The following is a 13,505-nucleotide window of genomic DNA, read 5'->3' on the forward strand; positions in this document are numbered from 1 at the left end:
TCGATGGATCACTTGCTGCGAGGGTCGAGGGCGTCACGCAGCCCGTCACCCAGCAGGTTGAAGGCCAGGACGGTGATGAAGATCGCCAGTCCGGGCACGAACATGTACTGCGGATCAGCCGTGTAGAGATCCACAGCGTTGCTGAGCATGCCGCCCCAGGAGGCCTGCGGCGGAGCGATACCGACGCCGAGGAAGCTCAGCGCGGCCTCGAACAGGATGTTCGTCGGGATGATCAGCGTCGCGTAGACGAGGATCGGCGCGACGAGGTTCGGGAGCAGCTCGCGGAACAGGATGTACGGGCCGCGCGCCCCGAGGCTCGTGGAGGCCTCGATGAACTCCCGCTTGCGCAGGGTCATGGTCTGGGCCCGCACGATGCGGCCGATGTACGGCCAGCTGAAGAAGCCGATGACGAAGATCAGCACGCTGATGCGCAGGGACAGGCCGTCGAGACCGAAGAACCCGTCCTGCACGGAGGCGGAGATCGAGATGGCGAACAGCAGCAGCGGGAAGGCCAGGAAGGTGTCCATCAGCCTGCTGATGACGCTGTCGATCCAGCCGCCGTAGTACCCGGCGACGACACCGAGCACGGTGCCGATGCAGACGGACAGCAGCGTGGCGCCGCCCGCGACCAGCAGGGAGACCCAGGAGCCGTCGATGATGCGCGCGAGCATGTCACGGCCGTACTGGGGGTCCACGCCCAGCGGGTGGTCCCAACTCATGCCGCCCCAGCCGCCCTTGGGCGCGAGCAGCGCCGGGTCGATGAGGTCCTGGTTGAACTTGTTGGGATCGAGGCCGAAGACCCACTGGATCGGCTTCGAGAGGATCGCCATCAGCACGAGCAGGATGACGACGACGCCTCCCGCCATCGCCACCTTGTCCCGCTTGAAGCGCATCCAGGCGATCTGGGTGAGCGAACGCCCCTCGATCTGGCTCTTCTTGACCCCGGAGAGCACGGCCTCGGGCTGTGCTCCGGCTTCCGCCCCGGTGGTCTCGATCGGTGCGGTCACGGTGCGATTGACCCCTCTCGGGCCGGCGATCGCCGACCCCCTGGCTGCCGCTGTAGCGGTGTTGTTTGTCTCGTACACGCGACCGACCGGTCCGTGTCTTGCCGGGAGTCTTCAACGCTTTGGCGATCTGTTGCCAGACTTGGCGGTGAATGGATGCGTAAACGTGATGCTGTCTGGGGGGTTCCGTTATCCGGACAGCGGGTAACGGGGGTCGGACGCGGCGTAGTAGGGGGATTTTAGGGCGAACCCACCCGTACTGCTCTCATCTACGCGCGGAGAGGTGAGCTTCCTTCACCTTCTGAACGGGGTCGGCGGCAGGCCCGCCGGGGCCTCAGAACCTGCCCTGCGCGGGAGGGTAGCCGTAGCCGGACGCGGGGGCCTGGGCGGGGGCGGTGGCGTGCGCCTCGCGGTCGTAGAAGGGGCGCGCCTTGGCCCGCAGCCACATGGCGACCGGGTCGTGCTCGTCCGACATGGCGACCGTCGAGACGGGCAGACCGTCCGGCACGGCGCCGAGGGACTGCTGCATCATCGCGCGTACGGCGTCCACGGCCGGCGGCGAGGTGTCGTACACGTCCAGCCCGATGGCGAGGTACGGCGCGCCGAGCGCGGGCTGCACCCAGGCGCGGCGCAGGGAGCGGACGGCCGGGGTGCGGTGGGCGTTCTGCGCGAGCAGGGCGTAGAACTGGGGGATCTCGATGGCCGGTTCGGACAGCCGCAGCGGACCGGCCGGCTGGCGGTCCAGGCCCGTGGCGATCCGGCGCAGGTCGAGCCAGGGGATGCCGAGGCCGCCGCCGGGGGCGTGCGGGTTGAGCCAGAGGCCGTAGTGGTCGGGGTAGAGGGCGCGGGCCACGTCGAGCCCGTCGATCACCTCGTAGGAGCGGTTCCAGCCGCTGGCGGACAGCTCCTGGGCGGAGGTGACGCACGGCGCGTAGCCGTGGCCGTCGACCTCCATCTTCCCGTACTGGGCGTCCGGGGAGCCGGCCTGGCCGTGCCACAGGAGCATCCAGATCTGGCCGGTGTGCGGGGTCGCGAGCGCGCGCAGGAGTGCCTCGTAGGCGTCGTAGCGCCCGGGCGTGACCTGGCGCAGCATGTGCTCGACCTGTCCGGCCGCGGCCGTGCCGCTCGCGCTCACCTTTACCGCCCCTTCGTACAACGCCTCGACCGTGACCTAGCTTAAGCCCGCCCACCGGCTCGGGACTTGCCCGCGCGCGGCGGTACGGGCGCGGGCGGTGGTACGCCGGGCCGCCGTGCCGGCCGCTACCGCTGGTAGAAGGGCCGGACCCGCTCTCTCATCCAGGTGCCCACCGGGTCCTCCGTGACGTCCAGGAGCACCAGGTTGACCGGCCAGGGGGTGGGGACGGCGGTGACGGCCCGGGTGAGCGCCTCCAGGGGCAGGGCGCGCAGGTCGCCTTCCCACGAGGAGACTTCGACGCCCACGAACATCACGGGGTCGGCGGTCTCGATCGCGGCGAGGCAGCGGCGGGCGGTGACGACGACACCGGTAGCCCCGAACTCGGCCGAGGCGGCGGCGAGGAAGTCCACCGGGTCGTCCTGCCAGTCGGGTTCGAAGAGGCGGACGCGGCCGCCGCCCGCGGGCCCGTCGAGCGGGGTGCGCCCGGCCCGGCACAGCTCGGCGACGGCGGGGGGCGGCAGGGGTATGCCGACCACGCCGCCGGGGTTGATCACGAGGCCGGCGTGCGGGGGCAGTCCGCGGGCGAACTCCACGGCGGGGGCGATCGTGTATGACATGTGCGCGCCGGCGGCGAGGCGGAACTGCTCCTCCGAGCTGAACACGGGCACGTACGCCTGGCCGTCGATCTCGACGGCCGGCAGGTCGAGGGGGCCGCTGTGCGGGCCGCCGCCGTTGGGCAGCGGGACCCAGACGAAGCTCCGCCCCAGCACCTCGACGATCCGGCCGCCGGCCGCGGGTCCGGCGCCCAGGGAGGCCGAGAGGACCTCCTCCAGCTCGTTGCCGGGCCATCCTCCGGTCGGATGGGTCTGCGTGTGCGCCGGGAAGCCGGCCGGGAACTCCGCCGGAACGTCCATGTCCTACCGCCTGCCTCGAGCCACTGCCAGTGCCGTCAGCAGGCTAACGGTTTGGGGGATCTCCGTGCGGGGCCCTCCGGGGGTGGGGCGGTTGGGGGTGGGTGTGTGCCCGGGGGGGCAGGGGTGCGGGGGTAGCTGCGCTGGGGGGGCCGAGGCCAGTTGTCCGTGGGTGCCGGCAGGGCCGGTGGGTGGGTGCGGGTTGTCGGGGGTTGTTCGCGCCGTTCCCCGCGCCCCTGGAGGGCCGGGGTCGGTGGGTGGGTGCGGGTTGTCGGGGGTTGCTCGCGCAGTCCCCCGCGCCCCTGACAGGCGGGTGCCGTGCGCGCGGTGGTCTGGCTCGCTGAGGGGCGGGAGGGGGCTGGGGTCAGGGGGTGAAGGTGATGCGGTGGAGGGTTGCTGCTGTGGCGCGGTCGGTCAGGGTGGCCGAGGCGCAGCCTCGTGGGAGGCGGCCGTTCTCCACCGCGCGCAGCAGGCGGTCCGTGGCCGCGCGGTGGCGGCGGAAGGCGTAGCGGGAGACGCCGCGGCCCCGGTCCCGCTGGCCGGCCAGGGCCTGCTGCGGCGTGACGTCGAGGAGGAGCAGGTGCAGGGCGCCGCCCCGGCGGCGTGCCTCGCGGGCGAGCCAGCGGCGCACCCACGCCTGGGTGCCGCAGTCGTGCACCACGAGTCCTTCGCCGGTGCGCAGGGCGCGGCGCAGCCCGGCGTAGTGGGAGAGGCGGACCAGCGGGCGGTAGACCCCGTAGGGCAGGAAGCGGGGTACGCGGCGCTCCCAGCGGTCGCGGGCGTCCTGGGAGTCGACGCGCCGGCCCGGGACGGCGCGCCGCATCAGCGTGGACTTGCCGCTGCCGGGCAGCCCGGTGACCACGACGACGTCGCGGGAGCCGAACACCAGCGTGCGCGGACCGCGCCCGGCGCGCTCGCGCAGGTCACGGACGGTGGGCGCCGGCACCGTGCCCCGGGCCGCCCGGGCCGGCACCGCCGGCTGCCCGGGCAACGCGATGCCCGTGGTCGCGGCGTACGCCCTGGTCCTGTTCACCGTGATCGTCCTCCCCTGGAGCCAGGTACGCCGGTACCGTCCCCGCCGAGTGTAAAGAGAAGGTAATGCCGCAGGCCTCTCATTTCGGTCCGGTTCCTGCAACAGGGCTGCCACAGCTCTCCGGGCCCGGCGCGCGGGACAGCGCACTTGCTGAGAAAGGTCCCCCTGCCGCGCCGGAAGGATGCGTGCAATGATGTGCGCGCCAACTGCATACCGGCCGTTTGAATCCGCGCGGGAGAGTTCCCAGCACCGCTGACGCTGGGGCGCCGAAGGAGCAAGTCCCTCCCTTGAATCTCTCAGGCCCCGTTACCGCGCGGGCGAGGCACATCTGAAAAGCGGGCCGCTGCCAGGGCGGTCCCACCCAAGGTGCAAGCCATGGACCGGCGCGGTCATGGCGAACCTCTCAGGTTCCGATGACAGATGGGGAGGAACGACCTCGCCCCCGTCATCGCCTTGGGAGACGACCGACCGTGAGCAGTACAGGAGAACTCCGTCACACCGCGCTCGATGCCCTGCATCGTTCGCTCGGCGCGACGATGACCGACTTCGCCGGCTGGGACATGCCCCTGCGCTACGGCTCCGAGCGCGACGAGCACCTCGCCGTGCGCACCAGGGCCGGGCTGTTCGACCTCTCCCACATGGGCGAGATCACCGTCACCGGCCCGCAGGCCGCCGCCCTCCTCGACCACGCCCTGGTGGGCAACATCGGCGGTGTGAAGCCGGGCCGCGCCCGCTACACCATGATCTGCCGGGCCGACGGCGGCATCCTCGACGACCTGATCGTCTACCGGCTGGGCGAGACCGAGTTCATGGTCGTCGCCAATGCCTCCAACGCCCAGGTCGTCCTGGACGCGCTGACCGAGCGCGCCGCCGGCTTCGACGCCGAGGTGCGCGACGACCGGGACGCCTACGCGCTGATCGCCGTCCAGGGCCCTGAGTCCCCCGGGATCCTGAAGTCCCTGACCGACGCGGACCTCGACGGGCTGAAGTACTACGCCGGTCTGCCGGGCACCGTCGCCGGGGTCCCCGCCCTGATCGCCCGCACCGGCTACACCGGCGAGGACGGCTTCGAGCTGTTCGTGAAGCCGGAGCACGCCGTCGAGCTGTGGCAGGCGCTGACCGAGGCCGGCGAGGGCGCCGGGCTGGTCCCCTGCGGCCTGTCCTGCCGCGACACGCTCCGCCTGGAGGCGGGCATGCCGCTGTACGGGCACGAGCTCACCACCTCCCTGACTCCCTTCGACGCCGGTCTCGGCCGCGTGGTGAAGTTCGAGAAGGAGGGCGACTTCGTGGGCCGCGAGGCCCTGCGCGAGGCCGCCGCCCGGGCCGAGCAGAACCCGCCGCGCGTGCTGGTCGGCCTGGTCGCCGAGGGCCGCCGCGTCCCCCGCGCCGGGTACGCCGTGGTCGCCGGCGGCGAGGTGATCGGCGAGGTCACCTCCGGCGCCCCCTCCCCCACCCTGGGCAAGCCGATCGCCATGGCCTACGTCGACGCCGCGCACGCCGCGCCCGGCACGCCCGGCGTGGGTGTGGACATCCGGGGCAGTCACGAGCCGTACGAGGTCGTGGCGCTGCCGTTCTACAAGCGGCAGAAGTAGACACTGGCCGTGGGCCGCCCGTGCGGCCCGGCCACCGTCACCCGGTTCACGAGCAGTCTCCCGTCCCCCTTTTTCACAGCACTCCCGCGCGTAACAGGAGAATTCAGGCCATGAGCAACCCCCAGCAGCTGCGCTACAGCAAGGAGCACGAGTGGCTGTCGGCCGCCGAGGACGGCGTGTCGACGGTCGGCATCACGGAGCACGCGGCCAACGCGCTCGGCGACGTGGTCTTCGTCCAGCTCCCCGAGGTCGGTGACACGGTGTCCGCGGGCGAGACCTGCGGCGAGCTGGAGTCGACCAAGTCGGTGTCCGACCTGTACTCGCCGGTCTCCGGTGAGGTCACCGAGGTCAACGAGGACGTCGTGAACGACCCCTCGCTGGTGAACTCGGCCCCCTTCGAGGGCGGCTGGCTGTTCAAGGTGCGCGTCACGGACGAGCCGGGCGACCTGCTCTCCGCCGACGAGTACACCGCGTTCTCCGCCGGCTGAGGAGTCGTAGCCGTATGTCCGTCCTGAACACCCCCCTGCACGAGCTCGACCCGGCCGTGGCCGCCGCGGTCGACGCCGAGCTGCACCGTCAGCAGTCCACGCTCGAGATGATCGCCTCGGAGAACTTCGCCCCGGTCGCGGTCATGGAGGCGCAGGGCTCGGTCCTGACCAACAAGTACGCCGAGGGCTACCCGGGCCGCCGCTACTACGGCGGCTGCGAGCACGTCGACGTGGTCGAGCAGATCGCGATCGACCGCGTGAAGGAGCTGTTCGGCGCCGAGCACGCCAACGTGCAGCCGCACTCCGGCGCCCAGGCCAACGCGGCCGCCATGTTCGCGCTGCTCAAGCCGGGCGACACCATCATGGGCCTGAACCTCGCCCACGGCGGTCACCTGACCCACGGCATGAAGATCAACTTCTCCGGCAAGCTCTACGACGTCGTCGCCTACCACGTGGGCGACGACGGCCGGGTCGACATGGCCGAGGTCGAGCGGCTGGCCAAGGAGTCCCGTCCGAAGCTGATCGTGGCCGGCTGGTCGGCCTACCCGCGCCGGCTGGACTTCGCCGAGTTCCGCCGGATCGCGGACGAGGTCGGCGCGTACCTGATGGTCGACATGGCCCACTTCGCCGGTCTTGTCGCGGCCGGGCTGCACCCCAACCCGGTGCCGCACGCGCACGTGGTCACCACCACGACGCACAAGACCCTCGGCGGCCCGCGCGGCGGTGTGATCCTCTCCACGGCCGAGCTGGCCAAGAAGATCAACTCCGCCGTCTTCCCCGGTCAGCAGGGTGGCCCCCTGGAGCACGTGGTCGCCGCCAAGGCCGTCGCCTTCAAGGTCGCCGCCTCGGACGACTTCAAGGAGCGCCAGCGCCGTACGCTGGAGGGTGCCCGCATCCTGGCCGAGCGTCTGGTGAAGGACGACGTCCGGGCCGTGGGCGTGGACGTGCTGTCCGGCGGCACGGACGTGCACCTGGTCCTGGTCGACCTGCGCGACTCCGAGCTGGACGGGCAGCAGGCCGAGGACCGGCTCCACGAGATCGGCATCACCGTCAACCGCAACGCGATCCCGAACGACCCGCGTCCGCCGATGGTGACGTCCGGTCTGCGGATCGGCACCCCGGCCCTGGCCACCCGCGGCTTCGACGCCGAGGCCTTCACCGAGGTCGCCGACGTCATCGCCGAGGCGCTGAAGCCGTCGTACGACGCGGAGGCCCTCAAGGCCCGGGTGAAGGCCCTGGCCGACCGGCACCCGCTGTACCCGGGTCTGAACAAGTAACGAAGAAACCTTTCGGGCGCCGCGCCGGCCACAAGCGGGCGCGGCGCCCACCCCCTTGGCACCACCCCCGTAGTCAGGAGTTCCCCCGTGGCCATCTCGGTCTTCGACCTGTTCTCGATCGGCATCGGCCCGTCCAGCTCGCACACCGTCGGCCCGATGCGCGCGGCCGGCCTGTTCGTCCGGCGGCTGCGCAACGAGGAGCTCCTCGAGTCCGTGACCTCGGTCCGCGCGGAGCTGTACGGCTCGCTCGGCGCCACCGGCCACGGCCACGGCACGCCCAAGGCGGTCCTGCTCGGCCTGGAGGGCGACTCCCCGCGCACGGTGAACGTGGAGACCGCCGACGAGCGGGTGGAGGCGATCAGGACCGGCGGCCGGCTGAACCTGCTCGGCGAGCACGAGATCGCCTTCTCCTTCGACGACGACATGGTCCTGCACCGCCGCAAGGCCCTGCCGTACCACGCCAACGGCATGACGCTGTGGGCGTACGACGCCTCGGGCGCGGAGCTGCTGACGAAGACGTACTACTCGGTGGGCGGCGGGTTCGTCGTCGACGAGGACGCCGTCGGCGCGGACCGCATCAAGCTCGACGACACCGTGCTGAAGTACCCCTTCCGCACCGGTGACGAGCTGCTGCGCCTCACCGAGGAGACCGGCCTGTCCATCTCCGCGCTGATGCTGGAGAACGAGCGGGCCTGGCGCACCGAGGAGGAGATCCGCGCGGGGCTGCTGGAGATCTGGCGCGTGATGCAGGCGTGCGTGGCGCGCGGTATGTCGCGTGAGGGGATCCTGCCCGGCGGTCTGAAGGTGCGCCGCCGGGCCGCCAACACCGCCCGCAAGCTGCGCTCCGAGGGCGACCCGCAGGCCCTGGCCATGGAGTGGATCACCCTCTACGCGATGGCCGTGAACGAGGAGAACGCGGCCGGCGGCCGGGTCGTCACGGCCCCCACGAACGGCGCGGCCGGCATCATCCCGGCGGTGCTGCACTACTACGTGAACTTCGTGCCCGGCGCCGACGAGGAGGGCGTGGTCCGCTTCCTGCTCGCCGCGGGCGCGATCGGCATGCTGTTCAAGGAGAACGCCTCGATCTCCGGCGCCGAGGTCGGCTGCCAGGGCGAGGTCGGCTCCGCCTGCTCGATGGCCGCGGGAGCCCTCGCGGAGGTCCTCGGCGGCTCGCCCGAGCAGGTCGAGAACGCCGCGGAGATCGGCATGGAGCACAATCTCGGGCTCACCTGCGATCCGGTCGGCGGGCTGGTCCAGATCCCGTGCATCGAGCGCAACGGCATGGCGGCGGTCAAGGCCGTCACCGCCGCGCGCATGGCGATGCGCGGCGACGGCTCCCACAAGGTGTCCCTGGACAAGGTCATCAAGACGATGAAGGACACCGGCGCCGACATGTCGGTCAAGTACAAGGAGACGGCCCGGGGCGGGCTGGCGGTGAACATCATCGAGTGCTGAGCGGGCCGGACGGCACGGCCCGACCGCGTCTCACATCGCGAGAGGGCCGTACCGCGCAACAAGATGGCTGACATCGTTGTACGTGCCATGTTTCGCGCGTGAAAGACCGATCGATGTCCGCTCCTGCCTCCGGTTCAGCCCCGGCACCCGTCAACCCGCGCTCGCGCGTCCTCGTCGCCAGCCTCATCGGCACGACGATCGAGTTCTACGACTTCTACATCTACGCGACGGCCGCGGTGCTCGTCTTCCCGCAGCTGTTCTTCCCGAGCAGCGACCCGACCACCGCGCTGCTGTCGTCCTTCGCCGTCTTCGGCGCCGCGATGGTCGCCCGGCCGGTCGGGGCCGTCGTCTTCGGGCACCTCGGTGACCGTCTCGGCCGCAAGAAGACCCTCGTCGCCTCGCTGCTGACCATGGGCATCGCCACGTTCCTCATCGGCGTGCTGCCCACCTACGCCCAGGCCGGCTGGGTGGCCACCGCGCTGCTGGTGCTGATGCGGCTCGCGCAGGGCTTCGCGCTCGGCGGCGAGTGGAGCGGCGCGGCCCTGGTCGCCACCGAGAACGCCCCGCGCGGCAAGCGGGCCCTGTACGGCACCTTCCCGCAACTGGGCGCCCCGTTCGGCTTCATCATCGGCAACGGGCTGTTCCTGGCCATGGGCGCGCTGCTGCCGTCCGCGGCGGGCGCCGACCCCTCGCAGCCCTCGGACGCCTTCGTCAGCTGGGGCTGGCGGGTGCCGTTCCTCTTCTCCGCCGTGATGGTCGCCATCGGGCTGTGGGTGCGCTCGCGGCTCGTCGAGTCGGCGGTGTTCACCAGGACCCGCGCCACGGGCGGGGTGCGGCGGCTGCCGCTGGCCACGGTGGTGCGCAGCCACGGCAGGCAGCTGGTCCTCGGCACGTTCATCATGCTGGCGACCTACGTGCTCTTCTACCTGATGACGACGTTCTCGCTGAGCTACGGCCGCACCCCCGAGGACGCCGCCGTGCCCGGACTGGGCTACGACTACACCACGTTCGTCCTCATGATGATCTTCGGTGTGCTGTTCTTCGCCGCGTTCACCCTGGTCTCCGGCCCCCTCGCGGACCGCTACGGGCGGCGCACCACCCTCGTCTGGATCACCGCCGCCATCGTCGTCTTCGGGCTGGTCTGGGTGCCGCTGATCGGCCTGGGCACGCCGGGCGTGGTGCTGTGGCTCGTGCTGGGCTTCACCCTGATGGGCCTCACCTTCGGTCCGATGGGCGCGCTGCTGCCCGAGCTGTTCCCGACCAGCGTCCGCTACACCGGGTCGGGCATCTCGTACAACGTCAGTTCGATCCTGGGGGCGGCGGTCGCCCCGTTCATCGCCGTGGCGCTCTGGGAGACCGGGGACGGCTCGCCGTGGCTGGTGGGCGTCTACCTGTCCGGGATGGCGCTGCTCACGCTGGTCGCGCTCCTGCTCGGCAAGGAGACCAGGCACGTCTCCCTGGACGACGGGGAGCCCGGTCCGGCCTCGTCGCAGAGCCCGGCACCCGCCGCCTCCGCCGCTCCCTGAGTCCGTCCGGCGCGCACCTCCGCCGGGCCGCGCACCTCCGCGCGCCCGGCGTACGGCCGTCGGCGGCGGGCATACAACAACCCTCCACCCGAGTGCACTTCCGCCCCACCGGAACCCGAGGGAGCCCCCCATGCTGCGCGGAATCGACGTGAGCGCCTACCAGTCCTCGTCCTACTCCACGGAGGGCCTGTCCTTCGTCTTCGTCAAGGCGACGGAGGGCCGCTCCTACGTCAACCCGAGACTGGCCGCGCAGACGAAGCGGGCGCGGGACGCCGGACTGGTCGTCGGCTTCTACCACTTCCTGTGGCCCGGCAACCTCACCGACCAGGCCGAGTACTTCCTCGGCAAGGCACCGGACCGGGCGGGCGACGTGCTCGCCGTCGACTGGGAGAGGACCGGCGACGGGACGCGCGCGAGCAACGCCGAGAAGGACCGCTTCCTGCGCAAACTGAAGGAACTGCGCCCGGACAACCGCGTGGTGCTCTACTGCAACCGCGACTTCTGGCTCAACGTCGACACGAGCTCCTACGCGGGCGACGGTCTGTGGATCGCCGACTACGTGAGCGCGGGCAAGCCCCGGATCAAGGCGAAGTGGCGCTTCCACCAGTACACCGACGACCCCCTGGACAGGAACGTCGCCGCCTTCGAGAGCAGGGCGGCCCTGCGCGAGTGGGCCGAGGGCGCGTGAGCGGGCCCTAGCCGCGGAAGTCCGCCGTGCGCTCCGGGGACGCCTCCGCGAGCGCCTCGGCGACCTCGTCCGTGCCGGCGCGCAGTCCGTACACCGGGGTGCCGGGCTGCTGGCGCCAGGAGTCGTCGAGGCCGCCCGCGTCGACGGTGTCGAAGCCCAGCTCGTCGATCAGGGCCCGCACCGTGCGCTTGGCCCGCTCGTCGTCGCCGGCCACCGGCAGGGCCATGCGGCCGGGATCGCCGGCCGGGCGGTGGCGGTCCAGGATGTCCTGGGCGTAGGTGCCGTTGAACGCCTTGATCACGGGGTGGCCGAGCTGCCGCTCGGTCCAGCGGCTCTCGGTGAGGCCCTCGTCCTCGATCCCGGCGATCCGGCCGTCGCGCTGCCGGGGGTAGTAGTTGCCGGTGTCGACGACGGCCGCGCCCTCGGCGGCGCCGTCGAGCACGCCGGAGGGCAGGTCGGGGACGGCCTTCAGCGGGATGGTCACCACGACCACCTCCGCGCCCCGGGCCGCCTCCTCGACGGGCACGGGCGTCGCGCCGGTCTCCTCGGCCAGGGCCGTCAGCGTGTGCGGTCCGCGGGAGTTGGCGACGGACACGTCGTGACCGAGTGCGGTGAGCCGCCGGGTCAGGTTGCCGCCGATGTTGCCCGCTCCGATGATGCCGATCTTCATGTCCTCGCCTCGCCCTTCCGGGGGTCGGTAACGCCGGCCAAAGGTCTGCGACCGGCGACAACCTCGGCGGCGGGCCGGCTATTCCGCTCCTCGCCCGGACGGCCGAAGACCTCCCCCGGGCACGCCGAAGGGCCCGGTCCGGGCATGGAGCGGGCCCCTGCCGGGACGGCGTGCGCCGCGGCGGCCCTACTTGTTCAGGTAGGCCCAGAACTCGTCGAAGCTGAGCTGCTTGTCGCCGTCCAGGTCGCGGGTCTTGATGACGACCTCGGCGACCGACTCGGTGACGTTCCAGTCGCCCGACTGTGCCAGGGCGGTCTTGAACTCGGCAGCGGTGATGTAGCCGTCACCGTCCGTATCGATCCGCTCGAACTGCTTGCGTGCTTCCTCGATGTCCGCCACCGATCCGCCCCTCTTCTCGTGCTGCGCGTCCTCGTGACGCGGGTATGACGGAGGTCAGGTTATCCGCCCGCCGGGAACGCCGGCGCGGCGACCACCGCCGGACCTCGCACGCCTCACCGGAGGACGACGCGCCTCACCGGAAGACGCCGGTGTGGCCGAGGGAGTAGCGGCCGGGCTGGGGGTAGACGGCGAGGCCGTGCGGGCCGCTGCCGACCGCGATGCGGGCGAGCCGGGCCCCGGTGCGGGTGTCGAGGGCGTACACCTCGGCGTCGTAGCGGCCGGACAGCCACAGCACCTTGCCGTCGGCGGAGACACCGCCCATGTCGGGGCTGCCGCCGCCGGGCAGTTTCCACTTCTTGGTCAGCTCGTTCCGGTGGAAGTCGAAGACGGAGATCGTGCCTTCACCGCGGTTGGACACGTACATCTCGCGCGAGTCCCGGCTGACGTACAGGCCGTGGGTGCCCTTGCCGGTGGGCAGCAGGGTGGGTTCGGTGAACCTGTCGCCGTCGAGGACCCACATGCCGTCGGCCTTCATGTCCGCGATGTAGAACCGCTTGCCGTCGGGCGAGAGCTTCACGTCCTGCGGCATGGCGCCCTCGAACGGCAGCCGCTGCTGTGCGACGACCTCCCTCCTCGCGGTGTCGACCTTGAGGAGTTCGCCGCTGAACTCGCAGGAGACGATGAAGTAGCGGCCGTCGAGGGAGAAGTCGGCGTGGTTGACGCCGTAGCAGGAGACCGGGACGGTCTTCTCGATCCGCATGGTGTGCGGGTCGCGGAAGACCAGTTCGCGGTCGAGGGAGGCCATCACGACGGCGTACTTGCCGTCGGGGGTGAAGTAGAGGTTGTAGGGGTCGTGGACGTCGACCTCCTTGCCGGCCCTGCCCGTCCTCGGGTCGATCGGGGTGAGGGTGTGGCCCCGGTTGTTGTTGACCCACAGCGTCTTGAGGTCCCAGGAGGGCACGACGTGCTGGGGCTGCCGGCCCACCTTGATCGTGTCGACGATCTCGTAGGTACCGGGGTCGATGACGGACACCGTGTCGGACTCGGTGTTGGGGACGTACACCCGGGAGGGGAAGTCCTTCACCACGGGCGACAGCCTGCCGGGGCGGTCGGCCGCGTACACGTCCCGGGGGTCGAGCACGGGCGGCATGCCGGGCAGGCCGTCGACGGGCCTCTTCTCGGGCGGGGCGGGCACGGCGGCCCGGGTGCCGCGGGTCTCGGCGGCCCGTTCCCCGCTGGGGGCGCCGCAGGCGGCGAGGACGGCGGCGACGGCGCCCGCGACGAGGGCGCTCTTGGCGAGATGGCGGTGCATCGGACCATTCAAGGG

The 13,505-nt window shown here is 71.5% G+C and carries 12 protein-coding genes, 1 pseudogene and 1 riboswitch; of the genes and pseudogenes, 6 read left to right on the plus strand and 7 right to left on the minus strand.

Annotated features, from left to right (window positions below; genetic code table 11):
- Positions 1-8 precede the first annotated feature (8 nt).
- From ACH4C6_RS01190 to ACH4C6_RS01205, 4 genes are all read right to left on the minus strand, one after another.
- Complete coding sequence (locus ACH4C6_RS01190) at positions 9-1,007, minus strand: ABC transporter permease (RefSeq protein WP_398106455.1); 999 nt, start codon at positions 1,005-1,007, stop codon at positions 9-11.
- Positions 1,008-1,338: 331 nt separating this feature from the next.
- Positions 1,339-2,139, minus strand: coding sequence for an enhanced serine sensitivity protein SseB C-terminal domain-containing protein (locus ACH4C6_RS01195; RefSeq protein ID WP_398106456.1), 801 nt, complete (start codon positions 2,137-2,139; stop codon positions 1,339-1,341).
- 125 nt (positions 2,140-2,264) lie between these two features.
- The gene (locus tag ACH4C6_RS01200) at positions 2,265-3,053 is read right to left on the minus strand and encodes an enhanced serine sensitivity protein SseB (protein WP_398106457.1); all 789 of its coding nucleotides are present in this window, start codon (positions 3,051-3,053) and stop codon (positions 2,265-2,267) included.
- 361 nt (positions 3,054-3,414) lie between these two features.
- Positions 3,415-4,083, minus strand: coding sequence for an AAA family ATPase (locus ACH4C6_RS01205; protein ID WP_398106458.1), 669 nt, complete (start codon positions 4,081-4,083; stop codon positions 3,415-3,417).
- Between the two features lie 222 nt (positions 4,084-4,305).
- Positions 4,306-4,405, plus strand: a riboswitch (glycine riboswitch).
- Between the two features lie 148 nt (positions 4,406-4,553).
- On the opposite strand from ACH4C6_RS01205, the gene gcvT reads away from it, so the two are divergent.
- The 6 genes from gcvT to ACH4C6_RS01235 all read left to right on the plus strand — a co-directional run bounded on the left by gcvT (position 4,554) and on the right by ACH4C6_RS01235 (position 11,109).
- Entirely contained in the window at positions 4,554-5,675 is a 1,122-nt protein-coding gene (gene gcvT / locus ACH4C6_RS01210) for a glycine cleavage system aminomethyltransferase GcvT (RefSeq protein WP_398106459.1), read from the plus strand.
- Between the two features lie 110 nt (positions 5,676-5,785).
- Positions 5,786-6,163 carry a glycine cleavage system protein GcvH gene (gcvH, locus tag ACH4C6_RS01215; protein ID WP_086562694.1) on the plus strand — a complete coding sequence of 126 codons (378 nt, stop codon included), beginning with the start codon at positions 5,786-5,788 and terminating at the stop codon, positions 6,161-6,163.
- Between the two features lie 14 nt (positions 6,164-6,177).
- On the plus strand, positions 6,178-7,440 hold the full coding sequence (gene glyA / locus ACH4C6_RS01220) for a serine hydroxymethyltransferase (protein WP_398106460.1): 1,263 nt from the start codon (positions 6,178-6,180) through the stop codon (positions 7,438-7,440).
- Between the two features lie 87 nt (positions 7,441-7,527).
- Positions 7,528-8,895, plus strand: coding sequence for an L-serine ammonia-lyase (locus tag ACH4C6_RS01225; protein WP_398106461.1), 1,368 nt, complete (start codon positions 7,528-7,530; stop codon positions 8,893-8,895).
- 113 nt (positions 8,896-9,008) lie between these two features.
- Positions 9,009-10,421, plus strand: coding sequence for an MFS transporter (locus tag ACH4C6_RS01230; protein ID WP_398106463.1), 1,413 nt, complete (start codon positions 9,009-9,011; stop codon positions 10,419-10,421).
- A 130-nt stretch (positions 10,422-10,551) separates the two neighbouring features.
- The gene (locus ACH4C6_RS01235; RefSeq protein ID WP_398106464.1) at positions 10,552-11,109 is read left to right on the plus strand and encodes a glycoside hydrolase family 25 protein; all 558 of its coding nucleotides are present in this window, start codon (positions 10,552-10,554) and stop codon (positions 11,107-11,109) included.
- A gap of 7 nt (positions 11,110-11,116) precedes the next feature.
- Here ACH4C6_RS01235 and ACH4C6_RS01240 read toward each other — a convergent pair.
- The 3 genes and pseudogenes from ACH4C6_RS01240 to ACH4C6_RS01250 all read right to left on the minus strand — a co-directional run.
- Positions 11,117-11,785 (minus strand): annotated as a pseudogene (locus tag ACH4C6_RS01240) (NADPH-dependent F420 reductase); the annotation flags it as partial.
- A gap of 180 nt (positions 11,786-11,965) precedes the next feature.
- Complete coding sequence (locus tag ACH4C6_RS01245; protein ID WP_190201287.1) at positions 11,966-12,178, minus strand: EF-hand domain-containing protein; 213 nt, start codon at positions 12,176-12,178, stop codon at positions 11,966-11,968.
- A 133-nt stretch (positions 12,179-12,311) separates the two neighbouring features.
- Positions 12,312-13,490 carry a hypothetical protein gene (locus ACH4C6_RS01250; protein ID WP_398106465.1) on the minus strand — a complete coding sequence of 393 codons (1,179 nt, stop codon included), beginning with the start codon at positions 13,488-13,490 and terminating at the stop codon, positions 12,312-12,314.
- Between the last annotated feature and the right edge of the window lie 15 nt (positions 13,491-13,505).

The sequence above is a fragment of the Streptomyces sp. NPDC017943 genome (assembly GCF_044328425.1).
GTDB classification, from domain to species: Bacteria; Actinomycetota; Actinomycetes; order Streptomycetales; family Streptomycetaceae; genus Streptomyces; species Streptomyces djakartensis_A.